Here is a 24,250-nt window from a genome sequence, read left to right as displayed (position 1 = left end):
CATGTCCCGTGTGCTCTTCAAGAACGCCGCTCTGCTCGATCCGCTCCAGCCGGACCTCCTGGAGGGACATCACGTGCTGGTCGAGGACAGTCTGATCAAGGAGGTCTCCGATCGGCCGCTCCAGGTGGAAGCCGACCGCACGATCGATCTGAAGGGCAAGACGCTGATGCCCGGCCTGATCGACCTGCATGTGCATGCGATCGCCGTCGAACTCAATCTGGCGCAGCAGGTGCACATGCCCAACGTGCTGGTGACGCTACGCTCGACGCTGCTGCTGCGCGGCATGCTGCGGCGGGGCTTCACCACCGTGCGCGACGCCGGCGGTGCCGGCCATGCGCTGAAGCAGGCGATCGAGACCGGGCTCACCGACGGACCGCGGCTGTTCGTCTCGGGACGTGCGCTCAGCCAGACCGGCGGCCACGGCGACATGCGGGCCCGCTCGGACTACCTCGCCAGCGACGCACCGTGCCCGTGCTGCGTGCGTGTCGGCGCGCTGGCGCGCGTTGCCGACGGTGTCGATGGCGTGCGAAGGGCGGCCCGCGAAGAGCTCCAGATGGGCGCCGACCAGATCAAGATCATGGCCTCCGGCGGCGTCGCCTCACCGACCGACCCGGTCGGCGCCTTCGGCTACTCCGAGGACGAGATCCGCGCCATCGTCGAGGAGGCGCGCGGGCGTCAGACCTATGTGCTCGCCCACGCCTACACCGCTGCTGCGATCGAACGCGCCATTCGCTGCGGCGTGCGCACCATCGAGCACGGCAATCTGGTCGATGCTCCGACCGCGCAACTGATGGCCGAGAAGGGCGCCTATGTGGTGCCGACGCTCGTCACCTACGAGGCGCTGGCCAACGAGGGCGCCCAATACGGCCTGCCGCCCGAAAGCGTGGCCAAGATCGCCGATGTCCGCGACGCCGGCCTGCGTTCGCTCACGATCTATCGCGATGCCGGCGTGAAGATGGGGTTCGGCAGCGACCTGCTCGGACCGTCGCAGCGTCTGCAGAGCGACGAATTCCGCATCCGCGCCGAGATTCTCGGGCCGCGCGCCGTCATCGCCAGCGCGACATTGATCGGCGCCGAGGTGCTCGGCATGGAGGGCAAGCTCGGGCGCATCATGCCCGAAGCCATTGCGGACCTGCTGGTGGTCGACGGCAATCCGCTGCGCGATGTTGCCTGCCTGCTCGGCCAGGGCGAGCACATCCCGATGGTGATGAAGGCAGGCAAGGTCCAGTTCGACCGGCTGGGCGCGTAGCCGGCGTTACCGCCACATTCCGCGCATTCGAGCGCCGATGTCGACCTTCGGGCCCTGCGCCGCCGAGCGGGCCGCGCCGGCGGCGGCTTTCGGCCAGGCGGTGCGCTCGAACAGATAGACCAGCTGCTCCGGGATGAAGCGGGTGCGCGAGGCGTAGACATGGCGGTCGCCCTTGGCGGCCTGGCCGTGGGTGAAGAAGCGCTGCGGCACCACAAGGTGCAGATCGTCCTTGGCACGCGTCATCGCGACATAGAGCAGGCGGCGTTCCTCCTCGAGCTCGGCGCTGGTGCCGGCGCCGAGATCCGACGGCATGCAGCCGTCGACGACGTTGAGCACGAACACCGATTTCCACTCCTGGCCCTTGGCGGAGTGGATGGTGGAGAGGATCAGATAATCCTCGTCGCGCAAGGGTGGCCCGGATTTGTCGCTGGTCGCATCCGGTGGATCGAGCGTGAGCTCGGTCAGGAATTTCTCGCGCGAGGCATAGCCGCTCGCGATCTGCTCGAGCTGCATCAGATCGGCGCGGCGCGTCTCGGAATCCTCGTGCAGGCGATCGAGATGCGGTTCGTACCAGAGCCGCACGCGTTCGAGGTCAGCCGGCCATTCCGAATAGCGCAAATTTTCGATGGTGCGGACGAAGCCGGTCCAGTCCGCGCCGGTGCGCGGCGGCACCGGGAGCTGGCCGAGCGCGGCGAGCGGATCGGAGCTCTCCGCCATCTGGTCGAGCACACGCTGCGCCGTCGCAGGTCCGATGCCCGGCAACAGATGCAGGATGCGAAAGCCGGCGACGCGGTCGCGCGGATTCTCAGCGAAGCGCAGCAGTGCCAGCACGTCCTTGACATGCGCGGCATCGAGAAACTTGAGCCCTCCGAACTTGACGAAGGGAATGTTGCGGCGGGTGAGCTCGATCTCCAGCGGGCCCGAATGCGAGGACGTTCGGAACAGCACCGCCTGGTGCTTCAACAGCGCGCCTTGCTCGCGGTTGGCCAGCACTTGCTCGACGATGTAGCGGGCCTGGTCGGCCTCGTCGTGCACGGTGACGAGCTGTGGTTTTTGCGTGGCGGCGCGGTCGGTCCAGAGGTTCTTTGTAAAGCGCTCGCGCGCCAGGCCGATGACGCCGTTGGCCGCCGCCAGCACGGGTTGCGTCGAGCGGTAATTGCGGTCGAGCGTGATCATCTCGGCGCGGGGCGAGAAGCTCTGCGGAAAATCCAGGATGTTGCGGACAGTGGCGGCGCGGAACGAATAGATCGACTGCGCGTCGTCGCCGACGACGGTGAGGCCGCGCCCGTCCGGCTTCAGCGCCAGCAGGATCGAGGATTGCAGGCGATTGGTGTCCTGATATTCGTCGACCAAGACGTGATCGAAGCGGCCGCCGATTTCTTCCGCGATCAGCGCATCGCTCATCATCTGCGACCAGTAGAGCAGGAGGTCGTCGTAATCGAGCACGTGCTGGGTCTGCTTGGCGTCGACATAGGCCGCGAACAGGCCCTTCAGCTCGGCCGCCCAGCCTGCGCACCAGGGATAGTGCGCCCCCAACACCTTCTCGATCTCCATCTCGGCGTTGACGCAGCGCGAGTAGATCGACAGGCAGGTGCCTTTGGCGGGAAAGCGGCTCTCCGTCTTTGACAATCCGCGCTCGTGCCGGACCAGATTCATCAGATCGGCGGAATCCTCGCGGTCGTGGATGGTGAAGGCAGGATCGACGCCGATCCGCTCGGCATATTCGCGCAGCAACCGTGCGCCGATGCCGTGGAAGGTGCCGGCCCAGCTGAGCGCGTCGCGCATGATCGCGGCGTTGTTCTCGCCAAGCACTTTTCGGGCGATGCGCTCGACCCGGCCGGCCATCTCGGCCGCGGCGCGCCGCGAGAACGTCATCAGGAGGATGCGGCGCGGATCGCTGCCCGCGACGATCAGGTGCGCGACGCGATGGGCCAGCGTGTTGGTTTTGCCGGAGCCTGCACCGGCGATGACGAGCAGGGGCGCGCCCGCGGTCGCACCATCGGCCACACCATGCTCCACGGCGCGGCGCTGCTCCGCATTGAGCGTGTCCAGATATGTCGCCACGAATCGCCCCGGTGAAACAGCCAGAGTCGGCGATCCCGCTGCGAATCGCAATGCGTCTGGACGGGACCGATGTTAAGACCTAGGGACAAGACGGCCCAAGGTTCCATTGCGAAAAAGCGCCACCCGGCATGACCGAGCTCAAATCCGACCAGTTCGAGATGCGACGGCTGGAATCGCTCAGCAACACCATTTTTGGCGTTGCCATGACGCTGCTCGCCTACGATCTGCCCAGGGCCGCGGTCTTCACCAGCGCGCCGGACTGGAACGATCTGGCCCGGGTCTATTCCGGCAAGCTCGCGGGTCTTGCGCTCAGCTTCATCATCGCCGGCGTGTTCTGGATCAGCCATCACCGCCGGCTGGCGCGCCAGCCCGTCGGCAGCCGCGGCGCGGTGATCCTCAATCTGTTCTTCCTGCTCTCGATCGTGCTGCTGCCGGTGACCAACGGCCTCTACACCAACTACCCCACGAGCAGTGCGGTCGCCGTGCTCTACGGCGTGCACCTGACCACCATCGCCGGCCTCAATGCCTGGCTGTGGTGGAGGATCCTGGGCGGCTGGCGCCACGAGATCATGGCCTCGCTGTTTCCGCTGCTGGTGTTTATCCCGGGCACGGTCGTTGCGGCGTTCGCGCCGCAAGTCGCGCCGTTCGTGTGGTTCATCGCCTTCGGCGGCCTGCTGATCCAGCGCTTCTATGTCGGGCCGACCGGGACGGACAATTAGGCCTGCCGCTCATTCGCCGGACGGTGTCGCGCCGAACCCGTCGGCCGGCACGTAAAGCTTGACCGGGCGGATTTCGTAGACGGCTGACGGATTGACCTGACGCAACGTCCGCGCCGCCGCGATCGCCTCCTCATCGGTGTCGTATTCGACGAGGTGGAAGCCCAGAAGCTGCTCCTTGGTCTCGGCAAACGGGCCGTCCAGCACGACGCCCGCGCCGGGGCCACGCAAGGTGCGGGCCTTTCGGGTCTCATCCAGGCGGGCGGCCGGGCCAAAATGCCCGCTTGCCCGCAGCGGTGCCTGAACCTCGATGACTTTGGCCACGACCGCGGCGTCCTTCTCGGGCGTCCAGGACAAGATCTCGTCTTCCACGTGATAGGCCAGGATGGCGTAAAGCATCGTCACCTCGTTGATTTTCGCTGCGCGCGTCCGAAGGACGTATCACCACCGTCGCAGCCGACAATGGGCTTGAGGAAAATATTGCGTCGCGGGGTGCGGCGACGAAACCTTCCCGAAACCCGATTGCGGCCGAAAGGTGTGAACGCCGCTCGAAATCGGCGCGACTGATGGCCACTAAGAACACTTCGGAGGCGGCCATGTCGACCATCAAGATCATCTGCAAGATCATCTGCGACGCGCGTCGGGCAGGAAAGTCGGACGCTGCGGATCTGCACGACCAGAGCGGCCACCACCGCTATTACGGCAGCTCGGCCGAGAGCGGCGGCGAGCGCATCGTCGAAAGCCGGCGCGGCAAGCGCCCGCGCGCAATGAGCGTTTGCGGCTTCTAAGCCGCCGCGGTAGCGGTGAGGGGGCGGCCTCGCTCGAACTGACCGCGTGTCACATCCCGCTCAGCACCTGCTTGATCAGGGTTTCCCGCAACCGGGCGAGTTCGCCGGTCGCCTCCATCTGCTCGATCATCCTTCCGACCTTCGGCACGAGATCGCGATGCCGTTCATGCAGATGGTGGTAGATGCTGATGCGCTCGAGAGGCGGTGAGAGCGGATGGATCCTGGCCTGGAGATTGAGCTTCCTCACCGCGGCCAACCCGCTGAAGAGGTCGGTGACCATCACGTCGAAGCGGTCGGCATCGAGCATCTTGACCATGTTGTCGAGGCTTGTCGTCGCCGTGACCCGGGTCATGCCGCGCGTACCGGCTTCCGACGAGCCGACGCCGCGTACGATGCCGATGCTGTAGTCCCTGATTGAATTCCAGCCGGCGACGTCGAACTGCAGTTTCGTGGTGAAGACAGCGGGCTCGATGTAATTGATCGCAGGTGTCACCTGGATCAGCGTCGGGTAGTCGCGAGAGAGAGTTCCGATCCGCTGGACCTCGCCGTCGACCTGGCCGGTGCTCGACAGCGCGAGCGCGCGCTTGCCGGGGACATCCTCGAATTCGAGCTTGATGTTCAGCCTGGCATAGACCGCGCGGAGCATCTCGCCGCCGACATATTGATCGGGAATATCGGCGATGCGTGCGAGCCGGATGACTTCTTGCGCCTGCGACGGGCCTGCCGCGAGCAGCAACAGGCAGACCACGACTATCCGCCTCATGACGCATCTCCCTGGCCATGCCTTTTGGGCGTGCCCTGCTAACATCGGATTCCGGGGCCGCGCGATCTACCGGAGATGGCAGCTGCGCCGGTCCGCAACGTTGACAGCACGTTCGCGCTGCGCGGGCGGCTCCGGGCTTTCACCGATGTCATTCTAGCACGCGAGGTGGTACTTTGCCCGGGAATCCTGCTGCTGGGCGCAAGATATGACCCCGTCGAACTCAGGCCGCCCAAGGGCCGACAGGATCAAGGGCCGACAGGATCAAGGGCCGACAGGATCAAGGGCCGATAAGATCATCGGCCGACAGGATCGCCACGCGCACCGCGTGCTGAGGCAGGGCCTCAACCGTTCACTTTGCTCGCGGTTGCGGTCGGCAGGCTGAGCAGGTGCCGCCATTTTCGGGGACGTGGTGCATGGGCAACGCAGGTGACGATGATACCAAGCGCCGCCGCGCCATTGCGCCGGTGGCTGCGAAGCAGGATTTGACCGGCATCGGCGCCGCGCTCGCGCCTCCGATGTTCGCGGTGCTCGTGTCGCGGATCTTCAACTGGTCGCGCAGCGGCGTCGGGCCCCGGCTGCTTGCCGCCGTGCTGCTGTTCTCATCGGTCGTGACGCTGACCCTGACTGCGCTCCAGCTCTATCTGGATTACAATCGTGAGGTCGGACTGATCGAGACGCGGCTGGACGAGATCGGCCGCAGCACCACGGGCAGCCTCGGAGAGAGCCTATGGAATCTCGACCAGAACCAGCTCAAGCTCCAGCTCGATGGCATTCTACGGCTGCCTGACATCCGTGCGGCGGAGGTCCGCGAGATCGTCGATCGGCCCAATCCGATCCGTGTCGAAGTCGGCGAGCGAAACACCCGTTCGATCATGACCCGGGAATTTCCGCTGAGCACCATGGTGCAGGGGACCTCGCGCGCCATCGGCACGCTGCGGGTCGAGGCGACGCTGACCGACGTCTATCAGCAATTGCTGAACAGGGCCCTCGTCATTCTGGCCAGCCAGGCGGCAAAGACGTTCCTCGTCTCGTTGTTCATCATCTACATGTTTCATATGCTGGTGACCCGGCATCTCGTCGCCATCGCCGAGTACGTCGGCAAATACAGCCTCGGACGGCCGCCGCCGCCGCTGCGCCTGGAGCGCCGGTCGCCTTACGAGGCCGACGAGCTGGACAAGGTGGTCGTTGCTTTCAACGCCATGTGCGTCAACCTCGAACATGCCTATGGCGAGCTGCGCGAGGCCAATGGGAATCTCGAGCGTGACCTGAAGATCCGGCAGCGCGCCGAGGAGAACGCCCGCGCGAGCGAGCAGCGCTTCCGTGATTATGCCGAGACCGCATCCGACTGGTTCTGGGAGACCGGCCCGGATCACGTGTTCACCTACATTTCAGATCGGGCCGATGCTTTCGGCATGGACCACACGGCGCTGATCGGGAGGCGCCGTTCAGACGCCGCCTTCGACCGCGATGCCGAGCCGCAGAAATGGCGCGCTCACCTGGCGACGCTGGATCGCCACGAGCCGTTCCGCAAGTTCGAATATCGCGGCCGCGATGCGGCTGGCCGTGCGCGCCATTTCAGCGTCAACGGCCGGCCGGTGTTCAGCGCCGACGGACGCTTCATGGGGTATCGTGGTTCGGCCACCGATCTGACCGAGCAGCACGAGACCGAGGAGCGGCTTCGTCAGTCGCAGAAGATGGATGCGATCGGTCAGCTCACCGGCGGCGTCGCGCATGACTTCAACAACGTGCTCACTGTCATCACCGGCACCATCGAGATCATCCGTGAGGGGCTGGCGGACAAGCCCGACCTCGCCGCGATCGCCCAGCTCATCGACGATGCGGCGGCGCGAGGCGCGGAGATCACCTCACAGCTCCTGACCTTTGCGCGTCGCCAGCCGCTGGAGCCGCGCGAGATTGACGTCAACGGCCTCGTGCTCGAGACGGCGAAGCTGTTGAAGCCGATCCTGGGCGGAAACGTCGAAATCGTCACCCGCCTCGCGGACGACGCCTGGGCGGCGATGGCCGATCCGTCGCAGCTGTCGTCGGCGATCATCAATCTCGCCGTCAATGCGCGCGATGCGATGGCTGGCGGCGGCACGCTGACGCTCGAGACGGCAAACCGCGAATTGGATGGTGCCGGTGACGGCGACGCTACGTGCGGCGCCTTCATCATGGTCGCGGTGGCCGACACCGGTCATGGCATCCCCGCCGACCTCCGCGACCGCGTGTTCGAGCCGTTCTTTACCACCAAAGGGGTCGGTCGCGGCACCGGGCTCGGCCTCAGCATGGTCTACGGCTTCGCCAAGCAGAGCGGCGGCAGCGTTGCGATCGAGAGTGAGGAAGGCCGCGGCACCGTGATTCGGCTGTTTCTGCCGCGATCTGCGGGCGGAGCGCAGACCAGGACCGGGCCACTGCAGGCGCCCGCGGCGGCACGCGGGCACGAGACGATTCTCGTCGTCGAGGACGATCCGCTGGTGCAGGGCTATGTCATCGCCCAGCTCGGCAGCCTCGGCTATCGCACCCTCGCAGCCGGCGACGGCGCAACCGCGCTTGCGCTGGTGCAGCAGGGCGCCCAATTCGATCTGCTGTTCACCGACATCATCATGCCCGGCGGCATGAACGGGCAGGAATTGGCCGAGGCCGTGCGGCGCCTCCGCCCGGGGATGAGGGTGCTCTATACGTCCGGCTATACCGACAACGCCCTCGACCACGAGGGTCATCTCGGTTCCGGCGTTGCGTTGCTGAGGAAGCCGTACCGGAAGGCGGATCTGTCACTGAGGGTCCGCGAGGTGCTCGCCGGCGAGCCGCCCGCCGGAGCAGCAGGCGCGTGACCTACGAAAAAGGCGCGGCGGGAAGGCCCCGTCGCGCCCGATTTCTTGCTCGCTGGTCCAGGGCTGAGAGCGCCCCGATGCCAAGCCTTTATTCAAAGCTTAGCGGGCGATCCCAGCGAGGTGACAGCGCTTGGTAAGAGACACTGGATCACCTCCTTTCGTTGGTTGCGGAAGATTTCAATATAGGCAGCAATTCCGGTGTTGTTAAGGGGAGGCGGGTCGGGAGGAACCAGCGGCTGTTCGCAGGGCCGGGAAGGCGCTGGAAAGCCGACTCTTGGGCAGTTGATCTTGTGTTGGGCCGTTGATCTTGGGCAGTTGAGACCGCCGCCCGGCCGTGTTAGGGAGCCCCTGTCGCGGGTGTAGCTCAATGGTAGAGCAGCAGCCTTCCAAGCTGAATACGAGGGTTCGATTCCCTTCACCCGCTCCATCCCAACAATTGTTGCATCTCGATGGACCGACCCTCTCCGGGGGCAGGTCAGTCCAAATGTCGGCTGGAGCTTGGCATTTCGACAGGACGGCCGGTGACGGTGTGGGCGGCATTGCGATAACCGGTATCGGCGTTGCGGGGATCGGGGATCACTGAGTTCAAATTGCGTTGCGTTTTTCGAGGGCACGAGCTCGCGACGACATGGCGGATGCCTGCGTGCATCTGATGCAAATCGTCGGTTAGCCCGGGGAAGCATGCATCCGCGGCGTATCAGGCGGCGCGCCGGTGACTGCGCAAGCGTAGGAACCTTCGCCGCCAGCATGAGTTGGCCGTCGGGCGGGGCGAAAGTCACACGAGGTCAATCGTGGAAGACAATTTGCGTGTGCGCTCGACCGCGCAAATCGCAGGCCATCCGATTCATCCGATGCTGGTGCCGATCCCGATCGCGTGCTTCATCGGGGCGCTGCTGACCGACATCGCCTATGTCGTCAGTGCCGAGATCATGTGGGCGGATTTTTCGGCCTGGCTTCTGGTCGTCGGCGTCATCTTCGGCGTGCTGGCCGCCATCGCCGGCCTGACCGATTTCCTCGGCAACCGCCTGGTGCGGGCACAGGCGCCAGCCTGGCCGCATCTGATCGGCAACGCGCTGGCGCTGGTCCTGGCGACCATCAATGCGTTGATCCACACGCGCGATGCCTGGACCTCGGTGTGGCCGACCGGCCTCGTTCTGTCAGCCATCACCGTATTGATCCTGCCGGTCACCGGCTGGCTCGGCTGGGCCATGGTGTATCGCCACGGTGTAGGAGTTGCGCGATGAACTCCGCAATCGCTAGGGCGCTGTTGTGCGCCTCGCTGCTGTGTCTCGCCGGCTGCAATGACGGCAGTGGCGATCCCAAGGCGCAAACCGGCGCCAGCCCGACGTTGCCCGACATCCAGCAATATTGGCTGCCCCCGATGCACATCGCCCGCATCGTCGGCTGGAAAAAGGACGAGACCCCGGCCGTTGCGCAGGGCTTGCAGGCCAAGGCCTTCGCGACCGGCTTGCAGCACCCCCGATTTCTCTACGTGCTTCCCAACGGCGACGTGCTGGTGGTGGAATCCAAGGCGCCGAAGGGTGCTCCGATCAAGCGGCCCAAGGAAATCGTGATGGGATATGTCGAGTCCTGGGCGACATCAGGCGGCGACACCGGCGAGAGCAACCGCATCACGCTGCTGCGCGACAGCAACGGCGACGGCGTCCCGGACACGCAAAGCGTCTTCCTCGACCATCTCAACTCGCCGTTCGGCGTCGCGCTGGTCGGCAACGATCTCTATGTCGCCAACACCGATGCGATCGTCAGATATCCCTACACCGAAGGCGATACCAAGATCACCGCGCCGGGCACGGTACTGACGCCGCTGCCGGGCGGACCGATCGACCATCACTGGACCAAGAGCCTGGTCGCGAGCCCCGACGGTTCAAAGTTGTATGCCGGCGTCGGCTCCAACAGCAACATTACCGAGAACGGCATGGAGGCCGAGCACAATCGCGCCGCGATCCTCGAGGTCGATCGTGCCAGCGGCCGCTGGCGCATCTTCGCAAGCGGCTTGCGCAATCCCAACGGCCTCAGCTTCGAGCCGCAGACGGGGGCGCTGTGGACGGTGGTGAACGAGCGCGACGAACTCGGTCCCGATCTCGTGCCGGACTACATGACGTCGGTGAAGGACGGCGGCTTTTATGGCTGGCCCTACAGCTATTACGGCCAGCACGTCGATCCTCGCGTCAAGCCGGAGCGGCCCGATCTCGTCGCCAAGGCGATCGTGCCTGACTACGCGCTGAGCTCGCATGTCGCGCCGCTTGGAATGGCCTTCAACACAAGCGCGAGTTTGCCGCCCGCCTATCGCGGCGGCGCCTTCGTCGGCGAGCACGGCAGTTGGAACAGGCAGATCTTGAACGGCTACAAGGTGGTGTTCGTGCCGTTCACGGACGGCAAGCCGAGCGGCCCGCCGCAGGATGTCGTCACCGGCTTCCTCAACAACGACAATCACGCGCGCGGGCGGCCCGTCGGTGTCGCCATCGACAAGACCGGCGCGCTGCTGGTCGCCGATGACAGCGGCAACACGGTTTGGCGCGTGACGGCGGCGCACCCGCAGCTCACGCAACGATAGATCTCGAGGAGTTACACCATGGGCCTTGCTCAATACACGATCGTGCCCGTGCAGGACGAATGGGGCGTGCTGCACGACGGCGACGTCAAGAACAGATACAGCACCAAGGAGGCGGCTTTCGAGTCGGCGGTTGCCGCAGCATCGCTGGCGCTTCGCGAGGGACACGAAGTCCATGTCAGCGTGCCCGGCCGCGAAGCCGGCGAGAACGCGCTGGGAATTTGACCGGACACTCCGAGCAGAAACTTCAGGAGGCTGCGATGACCAAGCCCCGTGAGCCGAACGGCATTGAACCCTCCCGCTCCGAAGACGACATTCAGCGCGACCAGCTCGGGCCGCGTGGCGTGCCGGATGCGCCGGATCCGGCCAAGATGACGCCCCAACGCGACAAGAAAACGCCGAAGCACGTCGATCCCGGCCATACAGCCTGACGGGTGCCCCGCGGCTTTTCTGTTCGGCCGGTAAGTCGCCGCACCGGCAGTCGTCGACTTACGCCGCCGCAACGATATCCGTCTTGGCAAAGTCGTCGCCGACATAAAGCAGTGCGCAGCCATGCTCCTTGGCGACATCGTAGGCGAAGCAGTCACCAAAGTTGAGACCGGCAGGACGAATGCCTTTGCCCCAACGCGAGTAGATCTGCGCCACGCGTTCGGCCGATGCTTGGGTCACCGAGATCACGTTCAAACCGAGATCGTTGATCAGCTTGTTCATCTCTTCGTCGACGCCCCGCCGTGCCGCGACGATCAGGCTTTCTGCAACGGAGGCCGCCGAGATCAGGATTTCGTCGGCGGTTTCCAGCGCGGTGATGCAAGCATCGGCCTGCGGTTCGTCGAGCACGATCGCCATCAGCGCGGAGGTATCGAGCGCGATCATTCCGGCAGTCCGTCATCGCCGAAAAGAAAGTCCTGACTGCGCGCGGCGCTCGGTCCGGGGATAGCTTTGGCCCCGCCGGTCCTTCGCGCCGCCTCGAGCACGGTCCGGCGGGCGGCGCGGTCCGGCGGAAGCCTGACCGGGACGAGCCGCACCGCGGGATGTCCATGCCGCGTCAGGATCACCTCGTCGCCGGCCTCTGCGCGGCGGACAAGATCGGTCAATTGTCCTTTTGCGTCGGTGACGGAGACCCGCATCTCATTGTCCTTCCTCAAGTTTCATAAAATGGACCATGCAATGGTCCAATGTCAACCGCCTCACCCCGCTGTTCTGCGAAGGGCGCTCCACACCATTCGGAACCGACATTCCTCTATTCTGCGATTTGCAGCTAAGAGGACCTTAGAGGCGTGATCTGCGCCTGGCGCGCAAATAACATCATGTTAGGTTTGTCGCATAACTGGGTAATTGTGTTAGCCCGGCGAAAGCCTATCGTCGCCACCAAGCAGACACCCATCGGCCATGACAAGCGCTCGCGAAACTCCGCAGAGCGGCCGGAGAGTGCTGCCCAATTTTGAGCGAAGCCCGTCAACGGGACGTCAGCAAAACCCAAGGGAGGAATCTTGAGATGACCGCGATCCATCAGATGAGTCAGTCCAGGAAAGCCGCTGCCAGCGGCTGGATCGGGTCGGCTCTCGAATATTATGACTTCTTCATCTACGCGACCGCCGCGTCGCTGATCTTCCCGCAAATCTTCTTCCCGTCGGAGAATCCCACCGTCGCGATCGTTGCGTCGCTGGCGACCTATGGCGTCGGGTACGTGGCTCGGCCGATTGGCGCCTTCGTGCTCGGACATTGGGGCGACACCCATGGCCGCAAGACGGTTCTCATCATCTGCATGTTCCTGATGGGCATCTCGACGATGGCCGTGGGTATCTTGCCGACCTACCAGCAGGTTGGCATCCTGGCGCCAATTCTGCTCGTCATTCTGCGCCTCGTGCAGGGATTTGCCGTTGCCGGCGAAATCTCAGGCGCAAGCTCGATGATCTTGGAGCACGCGCCGTTCGGTCGGCGGGGCTTCTATGCCAGCTTCGCCCTCCAGGGGGTGCAGGCTGGACAGATCCTCGCCGCAGCAATCTTCCTGCCGTTGGCGGCCTATATGCCGACCGAGGCCTTCAACAGCTGGGGCTGGCGGATTCCCTTTCTGCTCAGCTTCTTCGTCATCGTCGCGGGCTACATCATTCGTCGTGAAGTCGACGAGACCCCTGCTTTTGCCCGCGAGGGCGAGCGGGGAGAAGCTCCGCGCGCGCCCATCGTTCAGGCCATCAAGCTGAGCTGGCGCGACATGCTCAGGGTCATCTGCATGGCGCTGATGAACGTCATTCCAGTGGTCGCGACCATCTTCGGTGCGGCCTATGCGGTCCAACCCGCCTACGGCATCGGTTTTGCCAAGGACGTCTATCTGTGGATCCCGGTCCTCGGAAACATGCTGGCCGTGTTCGTCATTCCCTTCGTCGGCAATCTCTCCGACAAGGTCGGCCGCAAGCCTCCGATCATCGTAGGCGCGCTTCTCTCCGGCTTGCTCGCCTTTTGTTATCTCTATGCCATCAGCATCAGGAATGTGCCGCTCGCAATATTGGTGTCGCTGCTGATGTGGGGCGTCGTCTATCAGGGCTACAACGCGATTTTCCCGAGCTTCTACCCGGAGCTGTTTCCGACCCGCACCCGCGTGTCGGCCATGGCGATCTCGCAGAACATCGGCACGACCATCACCGCATTGCTTCCGGCCCTGTTTGCGACCGTCGCGCCTCCCGGCTCGACCAACATTCCGTTGACGGTGGGGGCGATTGCCTTCGCTATCACGATCATCGCCGCGCTGGCGGCCCTGACCGCGCGGGAAACCTATCGGATCAGGATCGACGATCTCGGCAATCCCAATGCGGTTCCGATGCCGCGGGCAGATTATGACCGTCAGCGCGCCGGCGATGCGGTGAGCGGGGCTGCCACGGTTCGGACCTGACGCGTATGATAGAGGCAACTGCCGCCGCGATCGATGATGTTCGCGGCGGCAGGGCCTGCCGATCCGAATTTGTGCGCGTGAGCGCAATCAATATGAGGTTGCAAGATGAACCCTGCTGTCATTGCCGTCGCAATCACCGGCTCCGTTCCGCGCAAGAAGGACAATCCCGCCGTCCCGATCCTGCCGTCCGAGCAGATCGAGTCGACGCACCAGGCGTTCGAAGCCGGTGCCACGCTCGCCCATATCCATGTGCGCAACGATGACGAGACGCCGTCCTCCGATCCCGAGCGTTTCGCCCTGGTGCAGGCGGGGATCAAAAAGCACTGTCCTGGGATGATCGTTCAGTTCTCGACCGGCGGGCGGGGCCGCGATCCCTCGGCGCGCGGATCGTCGCTCTATCTGAAGCCGGACATGGCCTCGCTGTCCACGGGATCGGTGAACTTTCCGACCATCGTCTACGAGAACAGTGCCGCGCTGGTCGAGACTCTCGCCACCGGGATGAAGGCGAATGGCATCCGGCCGGAAATCGAGATCTTCGATTTGTCGCATCTGCATGGCGCCCGCCGCCTGATCGAGGCGGGGTTGATCGATTCCAGTCCGCACGTGCAGTTCGTCATGGGCGTCAAGAACGCCATGCCCGCGGACGAGCATGTGCTCGACATCCTGCTGGGAGAGCTCAGGCGGCTGATCCCGAAGGCGACGTGGACGGCAGCCGGGATCGGACGCCACCAGGCCGAGGTCATGGGCTGGGCGCTCGCGCGGGGCGCCGATGCGGTTCGCACCGGACTCGAGGACAATATCAGGATCGACAAGGCACGCCTTGCGGCCAGCAACGCGGAGCTCGTGGCCATCGCCGGTGAGGCTGTCGCGCGCCACGGCAGGCGCGTGGCGACTGCGGCCGAGGCGCGATCCCTGCTCGGGCTCGCGGGGCAGGGAGCTCCTGCCGCCTCCTGACATGCTCCCGGCCGCCTGCTGCCATTCGTCGGCCGGCGTTTCCGTGCGCTGAGTCTCCGGGTAAGACTGCCGTCACAGGCGTGATCTGCGCCGCCGGGCAGGCGACAATTGGAATGCGGTTTCTGAAATCTGACAGCAGGCTCATCGGGGTCCTGCTGGTGCTCGCGGTCTCCCAGCTTGTCGGGTGGGGGACGATCGGCCTTCCCGCCATTGTCGGACGCGATCTCGCGGCCGATCTCGGCATGAGCCTGCCGGCGGTGTTCGCCGGGACGTCCGTTCTTTATGTGTCGATGGGGCTATGCGCGCCCTGGCTCGCCAAGTCGTTTGCGCGGCACGGCGCACGAAAGGTGATGATCTCAGGTACGGTCCTCACCGTGCCGGGCTTCATCCTGCTGTCCCTCGCGCGCGAGCCGATGCTGTATTTCGCGGCCTGGATCGTCCTTGGCATCGCCGGCAGCGCCACGCTTTCGACCGGTGCCTATATCATGCTGAACGAGGTCGCCGGGCGGCAGGCCAAGAACGCGATCGGCGCGCTCATGCTGGTGACGGGCCTGTCGAGCAGCATCTTCTGGCCGACGACGTCGTTCCTCAGCGGTCTGCTCGGCTGGCGCGGCACGTGCCTCGTCTACGCGGCGATGATGATCGTCATCAACCTTCCGCTCTATGCATTCTTTGCACCGCGCCGGAAAATCGTCGGTGATCGTGGTGGTGAGCCGGTGAAGTCTTCGCCGCCGCCTGCGATTCCCAGGAGCACCTTCAGCCTCGTCGCCGCCGCGATCACACTGAACGCCTTCGTCAATTTCGGCATCGGCGCCATCATGATCGAGTTGCTCCGGGCGGAGGGGCTTCCCCCGGCGCAGGCGCTTGCGTTCGGCTCGATGCTGGGCGTGATCCAGGTCAGCGCCCGCGGGCTCGATTTTCTCGGCGGAGGGCGATGGGATGGAATCACGACCGGGCTCGTTGCCGGTACGGCGCTCCCGGTCGCCATGCTGCTGCTGATGACGAGCGAGGGCGCGACCTGGGCGGTTGCGGCCTTCATCCTGCTCTATGGCGCCGGCAGCGGTGCAATGGCGGTGGCGCGGGCGACGATCCCGCTCGTGTTCTACGATCAGACCGAGTTCGCCAAGGCGATGTCGATGATCGCGCTGCCGCTCAATCTCGCATCCGCGGTTTCGCCGCCGCTCCTTGTCGGCCTGCTCACCCAGTTTGGCAGCCGCGGCGCGCTCGGTCTCACCTTGGTCTGCTCCTGCGCCACGGTGCTGATCCTGGTCCTGCTCGGCCGCCGACGGCCGCAGGTGGCCGCAGCGGCCGTGACCTGAGAATATTCGCGCGGCGGAAATTCACCGGGCGGATGACCTGCGCCGGGCGGGCGGGCGGATGGCCGTATGCCCACAGTGCAGTGCTCGGGCCGCCAAAATGGTGTATCCGCAGGGAGCGCGGCCCGCGATCTCGCGGCCGCGCCAAGATCCAGTTCCCGGAGGAATTCGACATGTCGGCCCTGCCGCTCTCAGGCATCAAGATCCTTGACCTCACCCGCGTGCTTGCCGGGCCCTTGTCGGCCCAGATGCTGGGCGATTTGGGCGCGGAGGTGATCAAGATCGAGCGGCCGGGCACCGGCGACGACGCGCGCGCCTTCGGCCCGCCCTATCTGACCGACCCTGATGGCGGAGCCAACAACAACAACTCGTTTTACCTCTGCGCCAACCGCAACAAGAAGTCGGTCACGGTCAACATCGCCAAGCCCGAGGGGCAGGCGATCATCCGTGAGCTCGCCAAGGACGTCGACGTCTTCATGGAGAACTACAAGGTCGGCGATCTCAAGCGCTACGGCCTCGACTACGAGACCATCAAGGCGATCAATCCCGGCATTATCTATTGCTCGGTGACCGGCTTCGGCCAGACCGGCCCCTATGCGCCGCGCGCCGGCTACGACGCCATCCTGCAGGCGATGGGCGGCCTGATGAGCGTCACCGGCCATATCGACGGCGAGCCCGGCGAGGGCCCGATGAAGGTCGGCCCCTCGATCGTCGACTACATGACCGGCATGAACACCTCGATCGGGATTCTCTCGGCGCTCTATCATCGCGACGCCAATGACGGCGTGGGACAGCATATCGACGTCTGCCTGTTCGACACCGTCATCGCATCGTTGTCGCACTGGCTGCAGATCTACCTCGTCAACGGCAAGACGCCGCCGCGCCGCGGTACCTGGGGCAATGGCGGCATGCCGGCCGGCGTGTTCCGCTGCACCGACGGCGAGCTGATGCTGGTGGTCGGCAATGACGGCCAGTTCCAGCGCACCTGCGCCGTGCTCGGCGAGCCCGAGCTCGCCAACGACAAGCGCTTCCTCAAGAACAACGACCGTGTCGTTCACGGCAAGGAGATCATGGCGATCTTCGCCGGCCTGTTCCTGAAGCAGCCGGTCGCCTACTGGCTGGAGAAGCTGGAGGAGGCCGGCGTGCCCTCGGGCCCGATCAACAATTTCGAGCAGGTGTTTTCGGATCCGCACGTCCAGTCGCGCGGCATGCGGGTGAAGGTCGACCATCCCTTCCAGCCCGATCTCTCGCTGATCCGCAACGCCCTGACGCTCTCGGAAACCCCGATCAAGGATTACCGCGCCCCGCCGCTGCTGGGTGAGCACACCCAGGAGGTGCTCGCCGGCAAGCTCGGCTACGATGCCGGCAAGATCGAGGCACTGAAGCAGCAGGGCATTATCTAGCTTCGGCGAAGCGGCCCTCGCAGTTTGGCCTGATCGCCATTTGGATAAAAAAGTGACGTCAGCATGACGCGCCTGCGGCCTTGTGCGAGCCTTGCGCGCAATCCCCAGATAATCCCGGTCCGTACTCACACAGGCTTCCGCTTGGCGCGCGACTCAGATTCGATCGGTCCACTCAGTCCGGGAGGGAACGCATGTCCTACACGATCGGGTTTCAGGCCAAGAACCAGAAGGCAATTCTGGCGACCGAGGCGGCAACGGCCAACCAAGCCGTCGCGATCGTTGCCGCATTGCGGCAAAGCGCCGACGAAATAAAGTTCATCCGCTCGCCGCAGGAAGGCGACATGGGCATCGAGATGCTGCTGCTGCTCGCCAAGGAAGAGGCCGAGGAGATGCCGCAGCACGCCTAGGCGGCTCGGCGGGCAAACTTCGATCAGAAGCGAAGCATGACGGCTGCATGATGATGTAGCAAGCCGTCATCTCGCTTGCACCGAAGGTGACCGCCCATGAATCTCGAAATTAAACGCGAAGCGCTCCGCGTCGACCCGATCTCGACGTTCCTCGACCGCTGGAAAGCCCCGGTCTCGCCGGTCACGCGCGCCGGCAACATGATCTTCGTCGCCGGCCTGCCGCCATTCGACCCCGAGACGGGCGAGATCGCGGACGTGCCGATCGAGCGGCAGAGCGAACTGATCATGGAGCAGATGAAGCTGTGCCTTCAGACGGCGGGCGCGAGCCTCGACAATGTCATGAAGTGCAACGTCTACTGCACCTCGACCAAACACTTCGCCGCGTTCAACGCCGTCTATGCGCGCTATTTCCCGCGCGATCCGCCGGCGCGGATCTTCGTCTGCACGCCGGAATGGTTCGGCCCCTTCGACGTCGAGATCGACTGCATCGCGATGATGTGACCGCGCTTACTTACCTCGCCCCGCTCGCGGGGAGAGGTCGGATCGCGTCAGCGATCCGGGTGAGGGGGTGCAGGTCCCTCGACGATCTCATGCGCGGAGAGAGGCCCCTCACCCCAACCCTCTCCCCGTAAGAACGGGGCGAGGGAGCGCACCGTTAGTGCGGCAACGAGTTGTGCTAGCGCGCCGCCACCTTTGGCGGCGCCTTCGCCTCTGTCCGTCCCGCCGTCAGCGCCATCGTCGCCACGCTGACCACGCGCGCGACCACGTCCTCGACGTCGTCGAGATCGCATTTGCCTTCCGATAATTTCGTTAGCCGCTCGCCCTCGCGGATGGTGTGGTGCGCCATGGCGAGCGCGAAATTCAGACCCCAGTAGATATCGATGTCGCTGCGGTCGGGCAGGGACCTTCGCATCGCGCCGGCGAACTTGCGCAAATGGTCGATCTCGCGGTTCTTGATGCGGCGGATCGGCGGCACGGATTCGATCGAGGCGCGGATCATGAAGCGCGCCGCGGTCGAGCGCTGGTTCTCGGGGCCAAGGCAGCCGCGCAGCGTCGGGCCGACCAGGGCATGCAGGATCACCTCGATCGGCGCGCGGCCGCCGCCTTGTTCTTCCGCCGCCTTCAATTCGCGCAGGCGCTCGCGGTTGGTGGCGATCGAGCGTGTCACGAACAGCTCCGCGATCAACTCGTCCTTCGAGCCGAAATGATAATTCACCGCCGCGAGGTTGACGTTGGCCTCCGCGACGATGTCGCGCAGCGTCACGTCGCCGAACCCGCGGTCGGCATAGAGCCGTTCGGCGGCGGCGAGGATGGCAGTCCGGGTATGATCGCTGGCCATGGGAGCCCCTCGGGGAGGGAGTTGCAATTCAAACAGTTGTATGAAACTATCGTTTGAAGGCCGGCAAAGTCAATCCGCAATCGGGACTCGTTCGCAAATGCGCGAGTGGGTTCCGGAGCATCCGCAAGCCGCGCATTCGCACTTGCGGGTCGCACAATGCGGGTGGACAGTCCGGCGCAAAACAAGTTCGCCAAATCAAGTTGGCAAAGACGAGGAGCGTCCCATGGATTTCGATCTGTCGCCGAAGCAGAAGGAATGGCTCGACCGCGTGCGGTCTTTTATGACCAAGCACGTGCGCCCGGCGGTGCCGGTCTATGATGAGCAGGATCGCACGGGCGAACGCTGGAAGGTGATCCCGGTTCTCGAGGATCTCAAGAAGAAGGCGAAGGCCGAAGGCCTCTGGAACATGTTCATGCCGCCGAACGAGCATGAGGACGACGAATTCCGCGGCGCGGGACTGACCAATCTTGAATACGCGCTGCTCTCGGAGCAGATGGGCCACATCTCCTGGGCTTCGGAAGTCTTCAACTGTTCCGCGCCCGACACCGGCAACATGGAAGTGTTCATGCGCTACGGCTCCAAGGAGCAGAAGCGCAAATGGCTGCGTCCGCTGATGGACGGCGAAATCCGCTCCGCCTTCCTGATGACGGAGCCGGCCGTGGCCTCGTCTGACGCCACCAACATCGAGACCTGCATCGCGCGCGACGGCGACCACTACGTCATCAACGGCCGCAAATGGTGGTCGTCCGGCGTCGGCGATCCCCGCTGCAAGATCGCGATCCTGATGGGCAAGACCGATTTCAAGGCGGCCAAGCACCAGCAGCAGTCGCAAATTCTGGTTCCGCTCGACACCCCCGGCATCAAGGTCGAGAAGATGCTGCCCGTGTTCGGCTTCGACGACGCGCCGCATGGCCACGCCCAGGTGCTGCTCGAGAACGTGCGGGTGCCGAAGGAGAACATCCTGCTCGGCGAGGGCCGCGGCTTCGAGATCGCACAGGGCCGCCTCGGTCCCGGCCGCATCCATCACTGCATGCGCACCATCGGCAAGGCCGAGGAGGCGCTGGAGAAGATGGTGAAGCGGCTCACCTCGCGCACCGCTTTCGGCAAGCGGATCGTCGAGCATTCGGTGTGGGAGCAGCGCATCGGCGAGGCCCGCACCAATATCGAGATGACGCGGCTGTTGTGCCTCAAGGCCGCCGACATGATGGACAAGGTCGGCAACAAGACCGCGCAGGCCGAGATCGCCATGATCAAGGTCGCAGCCCCCAACATGGCGCTGAAGATCATCGACGAGGCGATCCAGGCCTTTGGCGGTGCAGGCGTCTCGGACGAAGCCGGCCTTGCCAAGGACTACGCCCACATCCGCACGCTCCGTCTCGCCGACGGCCCGGACGAGGTGCACAATCGCGCCATTGCCAGGCTCGAGGTTCGGAAGTATGCAAACTCTTCCAGTCATTAAGCGGGAGAGCATGCTGGCGCTCCCGATTTGAAGAAACGACAGGGCATGATCCGTGATCGGATGACCGCTTGACGCAAGTGCGCTGGGGGTTACCGATTAGGATCATGTCCGGACTGAAGAGGGAGCGTCATCGTGGCTGACGGCGTCAGGAAAGACGAAGAATTCTCGGGTACCAAGCCCGTCGAGGAGCGTCATCGTATCGACGAGATGCGGCTCGAAGCCTGGATGCGCGACAACGTCGAAGGCTATGAGGGACCGCTGGTCGTCCTCCAGTTTAGGGGTGGCCAGTCCAACCCGACCTACCGGCTCGACACGCCGAACCGCTCCTATGTGATGCGCAGAAAACCGTTCGGCAAATTGTTGCCGTCGGCGCATGCGGTCGATCGCGAATATCGGGTGATCGCGGCGCTGGGAAAGCAGGGCTTTCCGGTCGCGAAGGCCTATGCGCTGTGCCAGGACGACAGCATCATCGGTTCGGCCTTCTACATCATGTCGATGGAAGACGGCCGGGTGTTCTGGGATCCGACGCTGCCGAGCCAGACGCCGGAAGATCGTCGAAAAATCTTTGCCAGCAAGATCGAGACGCTGGCCAAGCTCCATATGTTCGATCCCGTCGCAATCGGTCTTGGCGACTTCGGCAAGCCCGGCAATTATTTCGCGCGCCAGATCGATCGCTGGACCAAGCAGTATCGCGCGTCCGAGACCCAGACCATCCCGGAGTTCGAGAAGGTCGCCGAATGGTTGCCGAAGACCGTGCCGGAGCAGGCCCGTGTCTCCATCGTCCACGGCGACTATCGCCTCGACAACATGATTTTCCATGCGACGGAACCGCGCGTGCAGGCCGTGCTCGATTGGGAATTGTCGACCCTCGGCGATCCCATGGCCGACTTCACCTATCTGCTGATGCAGTGGGTCATGCCCGGCCTGGACGGCGCCGACCTCAAGGCGCTCAACATTCCGAGCGTGGATGAGGCCGCGCAGATCTATTGCAACGTCACCAAGATGACGGTGCCTGATCTCAACTGGTATTTTGCTTACAACCTGTTCCGCCTCGCCGGCATCACGCAAGGAATCGCCGGCCGAGTCCGCGACGGCACCGCCGCGAACGCCAAGGCGCTGGAGTCAGCCAAGCGCACCGTGCCGCTGTCGAAGTCGTCATGGGAATACGCGCAGAAGGCGGGCGCAGTTTAAGGAATCCGAAGGGGCGCGGCTGATGGCCGCGCCTTTGCTTGCGTTCCTCTCGTGTCCGGGACACGGGACAGAATGACGAGAGAGCTGCCCGCATGATTGATCACGCCACCCTCATCACCTACATCCTCATCGTCCTCGGCTTCGTCTTCATTCCCGGACCGGCGACACTCCTCACCATGGCGCGTGCCGCGAGCTCGGGCACCAGGGTCGGCATCGCGACGGGCGCGGGAATTGCGGCCGGTGACGTGGTCCACACCACCATGGCAATCGTCGGCCTCTCTGCGATCTTCGCAACGTCAGCGCTCCTGTTCAGCGTCGTCAAATACGCGGGCGCAGGCTTTCTGATCTACCTCGGCATTCGCGCCATGCTCGACAAGACGCCGCTCGAGGTGAATGGCGGCGCGCCCGCGATTAGCGCGGCGCGGGCATTCCGGCAGGCCGTGCTGACCGAGGTGCTCAATCCGAAGACCGCGTTGTTCTTCCTTGCGTTCCTGCCACAGTTCGTTCGTCCCGAACATGGTTCGACGACGCTGCAGCTCGCGCTGCTCGGCGCTGTGTTCGTGTTGCTTGGCCTCGTCAGCACGGTGGTGTTCGCCGTCGGCGCCGGCCGCCTCGGCAATTTGCTACGCCGCCATCCAGCCGTGGTTAAGTGGCAGGGCAAGGTGGTCGGGACCATCTACTGCGCGATTGGCGTGCGGCTGGCGTTGCAGGAGCGATGAGGCGCACCGCTCACGTGGGATACGCGCTGCCCCACATACTCCCGTCATTGCGAGGAGCTCTTGCGACGAAGCAAATCCAGACTGCCCCCGCGGAACCATTCTGGATTGCTTCGCTTCGCTCGCAATGACGAGGAGAAGCTTTACCCCTTCGCGCAATGCGCGATCAGCTTCTCCACAAAGCCTGCGCATTTCTCCAGCTCCGCGATTTCCACGAACTCGTCCGGTGTATGAGCCTGTGCGATCGAACCGGGACCGATCACGACGGACGGGATATCGGCCATGCTGGCGAACAGGCTTGCCTCCGTGCCGAACGCGACCTTGGCGTGGTCGTTGCGCCCCGCAAGGCTCTTGGCCAGCGTGACGATGGTCGCATCGGCCGCCGTGTCGAGCGCGGGGTAGTCGAGGATCTCCTCGAAATCGATGCCGCACTCCGGATTCTGCTTTTTCATCGCCGGCTCTATCTCCGCCTTGGCCCAGGCGACGATCGCATCCGTGACCTCCCGCGACTCGGCGATGCCGATGCCGCGGCATTCAAAATCCACCGTGCAGCTATCCGGCACGATGTTCAGCGCGGCGCCGCCATGGACGATGCTGGTGAGCAGCGTCGAGTGCGGAACGTCGTAGAGGCTGTTCGTTGCTTTCGTGCTTGCGAGTTGCAGCGCGCGGCGGCGGATTTCGACGATCAGCTCGGCCGCATATTCAATCGCATTCACGCCCTCAGGCGCGATCGAGGAGTGGCGGGCGAGGCCCTTGAAGGTCGCGCGCACGCCGTGCTTGCCCTTGTGGCCGATGATGACCTTCATCTCGGTCGGCTCGCCGATGAAGGCGCCGAGCGGTTTGATCCGTTTTTTTGCGACCTCGCGCAGCATCGGCCGCACGCCGACGCAGCCGATCTCCTCGTCATAGGAAATGGCGAGATGAATCGGCGTCGCAAGCTTTGCCTCCAGCATCTCGGGCACCATGGCAAGGCACACCGCGACGAATCCCTTCATGTCGGTGGTGCCGCGGCCATAGAGCCTGCCTTCGCGCTCGACCAGCTTGAACGGATCGTGGCTCCAGTCCTGGCCGATCACGGGCACCACGTCGGTATGGCCCGACAGCACCAGGCCGGGGCGGTCCTCGGGTCCAATGGTGACCCATAGCGAGGCTTTCTGTCCGGTCTCGTCGACGATGCGCTCACCCTTGACGCCATGCGCGGCGAGATAGCTTTCAATATGCGCGATCAGGGGCAGGTTGGAGCGATCGCTGATCGTGTCGAAGCCGACGAGGTCGGCGAGCAGCTTGCGAATACGGTCGGGTCTTGAGCTCGGCATTTTCACGTTCTTGTCAGGGGGATGGAAGCTGAGATGCTTGCACGAACCATACCAACGTCGTGCTCCTGTGAGCAAATCAACATGTCGGTCCCGTAGCCCGGGTGAGCGAAGCGATACCCGGGACAGCTCGTGGTCGGAATCCCGGATGTCGCTTCGCTCATCCGGGCTACGAGACGTTGTATTGCCCGTCGGGCAAAACTCCCTAATTGTCGGTCAACGCTGGGCGGCCGCGGAAAGACTCTGGATTGCTTCGCTGCGCCGCTGCGCTCGCAATGACGG

At 64.3% G+C, this 24,250-nt stretch carries 24 protein-coding genes and 1 tRNA gene; 18 read left to right on the top strand and 7 right to left on the bottom strand.

Annotation, left to right across the window (positions count from 1 at the left end; all coding sequences use genetic code 11):
• Position 1: 1 nt before the first annotated feature.
• Positions 2 to 1,249: a metal-dependent hydrolase family protein gene (locus tag AC0L30_RS06010; protein WP_473403984.1), complete on the top strand. Its 1,248-nt coding sequence runs from the start codon at positions 2 to 4 to the stop codon at positions 1,247 to 1,249.
• Positions 1,250 to 1,255: 6 nt separating this feature from the next.
• On the opposite strand, the gene AC0L30_RS06005 is transcribed toward AC0L30_RS06010, so the two are convergent.
• The gene (locus tag AC0L30_RS06005) at positions 1,256 to 3,313 is read right to left on the bottom strand and encodes an ATP-dependent helicase (RefSeq protein WP_473403983.1); all 2,058 of its coding nucleotides are present in this window, start codon (positions 3,311 to 3,313) and stop codon (positions 1,256 to 1,258) included.
• 128 nt (positions 3,314 to 3,441) lie between these two features.
• Between AC0L30_RS06005 and AC0L30_RS06000 the strand changes: the two genes are divergently transcribed.
• Complete coding sequence (locus AC0L30_RS06000; RefSeq protein ID WP_473403982.1) at positions 3,442 to 4,032, top strand: TMEM175 family protein; 591 nt, start codon at positions 3,442 to 3,444, stop codon at positions 4,030 to 4,032.
• Between the two features lie 9 nt (positions 4,033 to 4,041).
• Here the strand turns inward: AC0L30_RS06000 and AC0L30_RS05995 are convergent, their stop codons facing one another.
• Entirely contained in the window at positions 4,042 to 4,428 is a 387-nt protein-coding gene (locus AC0L30_RS05995; RefSeq protein WP_007611703.1) for a YciI family protein, read from the bottom strand.
• A gap of 197 nt (positions 4,429 to 4,625) precedes the next feature.
• Here AC0L30_RS05995 and AC0L30_RS05990 point away from each other — a divergent pair, with 197 nt between their 5' ends.
• A complete protein-coding gene (locus tag AC0L30_RS05990) occupies positions 4,626 to 4,817 on the top strand; it encodes a hypothetical protein (protein ID WP_473403981.1) in 192 nt (63 codons plus the stop codon).
• 49 nt (positions 4,818 to 4,866) lie between these two features.
• Here the strand turns inward: AC0L30_RS05990 and AC0L30_RS05985 are convergent, their stop codons facing one another.
• Entirely contained in the window at positions 4,867 to 5,580 is a 714-nt protein-coding gene (locus AC0L30_RS05985; protein WP_354158835.1) for a substrate-binding periplasmic protein, read from the bottom strand.
• Positions 5,581 to 5,993: 413 nt separating this feature from the next.
• On the opposite strand from AC0L30_RS05985, the gene AC0L30_RS05980 reads away from it, so the two are divergent.
• The 6 genes from AC0L30_RS05980 (at position 5,994) to AC0L30_RS05955 (ending at position 11,414) form a co-directional block, all read left to right on the top strand.
• Entirely contained in the window at positions 5,994 to 8,411 is a 2,418-nt protein-coding gene (locus tag AC0L30_RS05980) for an ATP-binding protein (protein ID WP_473403980.1), read from the top strand.
• A gap of 353 nt (positions 8,412 to 8,764) precedes the next feature.
• Positions 8,765 to 8,838, top strand: a tRNA-Gly gene (locus tag AC0L30_RS05975).
• A 424-nt stretch (positions 8,839 to 9,262) separates the two neighbouring features.
• On the top strand, positions 9,263 to 9,655 hold the full coding sequence (locus AC0L30_RS05970) for a DUF2231 domain-containing protein (protein ID WP_473404056.1): 393 nt from the start codon (positions 9,263 to 9,265) through the stop codon (positions 9,653 to 9,655).
• A complete protein-coding gene (locus AC0L30_RS05965; protein ID WP_473403979.1) occupies positions 9,652 to 10,986 on the top strand; it encodes a PQQ-dependent sugar dehydrogenase in 1,335 nt (444 codons plus the stop codon). Before AC0L30_RS05970 ends, AC0L30_RS05965 begins: the two co-directional genes overlap by 4 nt.
• 18 nt (positions 10,987 to 11,004) lie before the next feature.
• Entirely contained in the window at positions 11,005 to 11,208 is a 204-nt protein-coding gene (locus AC0L30_RS05960; RefSeq protein ID WP_007611681.1) for a hypothetical protein, read from the top strand.
• A 35-nt stretch (positions 11,209 to 11,243) separates the two neighbouring features.
• Positions 11,244 to 11,414 (top strand): hypothetical protein, encoded by a 171-nt coding sequence (locus AC0L30_RS05955; RefSeq protein WP_219683770.1) that lies wholly within the window; start codon positions 11,244 to 11,246, stop codon positions 11,412 to 11,414.
• 58 nt (positions 11,415 to 11,472) lie between these two features.
• Here AC0L30_RS05955 and AC0L30_RS05950 read toward each other — a convergent pair whose 3' ends face one another.
• Together AC0L30_RS05950 and AC0L30_RS05945 are read right to left on the bottom strand one after the other, a co-directional pair.
• Positions 11,473 to 11,856, bottom strand: a complete 384-nt coding sequence (locus tag AC0L30_RS05950; RefSeq protein WP_473403978.1) for a type II toxin-antitoxin system VapC family toxin — start codon at positions 11,854 to 11,856, stop codon at positions 11,473 to 11,475.
• Complete coding sequence (locus AC0L30_RS05945; protein ID WP_007602915.1) at positions 11,853 to 12,110, bottom strand: type II toxin-antitoxin system Phd/YefM family antitoxin; 258 nt, start codon at positions 12,108 to 12,110, stop codon at positions 11,853 to 11,855. Before AC0L30_RS05945 ends, AC0L30_RS05950 begins: the two co-directional genes overlap by 4 nt.
• A 368-nt stretch (positions 12,111 to 12,478) precedes the next feature.
• Between AC0L30_RS05945 and AC0L30_RS05940 the strand changes: the two genes are divergently transcribed.
• From AC0L30_RS05940 to AC0L30_RS05915, 6 genes are all read left to right on the top strand, one after another.
• The gene (locus AC0L30_RS05940) at positions 12,479 to 13,870 is read left to right on the top strand and encodes an MFS transporter (protein ID WP_219683769.1); all 1,392 of its coding nucleotides are present in this window, start codon (positions 12,479 to 12,481) and stop codon (positions 13,868 to 13,870) included.
• A 105-nt stretch (positions 13,871 to 13,975) separates the two neighbouring features.
• Positions 13,976 to 14,824 carry a 3-oxoadipate:acetyl-CoA acetyltransferase gene (locus AC0L30_RS05935; RefSeq protein WP_007602922.1) on the top strand — a complete coding sequence of 283 codons (849 nt, stop codon included), beginning with the start codon at positions 13,976 to 13,978 and terminating at the stop codon, positions 14,822 to 14,824.
• A 113-nt stretch (positions 14,825 to 14,937) separates the two neighbouring features.
• Positions 14,938 to 16,143 carry an MFS transporter gene (locus tag AC0L30_RS05930; RefSeq protein WP_473403977.1) on the top strand — a complete coding sequence of 402 codons (1,206 nt, stop codon included), beginning with the start codon at positions 14,938 to 14,940 and terminating at the stop codon, positions 16,141 to 16,143.
• A gap of 170 nt (positions 16,144 to 16,313) precedes the next feature.
• Positions 16,314 to 17,543, top strand: coding sequence for a CaiB/BaiF CoA transferase family protein (locus AC0L30_RS05925; RefSeq protein WP_007602924.1), 1,230 nt, complete (start codon positions 16,314 to 16,316; stop codon positions 17,541 to 17,543).
• Between the two features lie 191 nt (positions 17,544 to 17,734).
• Positions 17,735 to 17,950 (top strand): hypothetical protein, encoded by a 216-nt coding sequence (locus AC0L30_RS05920; RefSeq protein WP_007602925.1) that lies wholly within the window; start codon positions 17,735 to 17,737, stop codon positions 17,948 to 17,950.
• Between the two features lie 96 nt (positions 17,951 to 18,046).
• A complete protein-coding gene (locus tag AC0L30_RS05915) occupies positions 18,047 to 18,451 on the top strand; it encodes a RidA family protein (RefSeq protein WP_007602926.1) in 405 nt (134 codons plus the stop codon).
• Positions 18,452 to 18,626: 175 nt separating this feature from the next.
• Here the strand turns inward: AC0L30_RS05915 and AC0L30_RS05910 are convergent, their stop codons facing one another.
• Entirely contained in the window at positions 18,627 to 19,289 is a 663-nt protein-coding gene (locus AC0L30_RS05910; RefSeq protein ID WP_007602929.1) for a TetR/AcrR family transcriptional regulator, read from the bottom strand.
• 223 nt (positions 19,290 to 19,512) lie between these two features.
• On the opposite strand from AC0L30_RS05910, the gene AC0L30_RS05905 reads away from it, so the two are divergent.
• The 3 genes from AC0L30_RS05905 (at position 19,513) to AC0L30_RS05895 (ending at position 22,658) form a co-directional block, all read left to right on the top strand.
• Positions 19,513 to 20,748 (top strand): acyl-CoA dehydrogenase family protein, encoded by a 1,236-nt coding sequence (locus AC0L30_RS05905; protein WP_473403976.1) that lies wholly within the window; start codon positions 19,513 to 19,515, stop codon positions 20,746 to 20,748.
• 132 nt (positions 20,749 to 20,880) lie between these two features.
• A complete protein-coding gene (locus AC0L30_RS05900; protein WP_007602931.1) occupies positions 20,881 to 21,939 on the top strand; it encodes a phosphotransferase family protein in 1,059 nt (352 codons plus the stop codon).
• Positions 21,940 to 22,031: 92 nt separating this feature from the next.
• The gene (locus tag AC0L30_RS05895; protein WP_007602932.1) at positions 22,032 to 22,658 is read left to right on the top strand and encodes a LysE family translocator; all 627 of its coding nucleotides are present in this window, start codon (positions 22,032 to 22,034) and stop codon (positions 22,656 to 22,658) included.
• Between the two features lie 140 nt (positions 22,659 to 22,798).
• Here the strand turns inward: AC0L30_RS05895 and argE are convergent, their stop codons facing one another.
• A complete protein-coding gene (gene argE / locus AC0L30_RS05890) occupies positions 22,799 to 23,971 on the bottom strand; it encodes an acetylornithine deacetylase (protein WP_473403975.1) in 1,173 nt (390 codons plus the stop codon).
• Between the last annotated feature and the right edge of the window lie 279 nt (positions 23,972 to 24,250).

This window comes from Bradyrhizobium sp. MI1.11 (genome assembly GCF_055811255.1).
The sequence above is the reverse complement of the archived record's forward strand: the minus strand, read 5'-3'. Positions and strand labels throughout refer to the sequence as shown.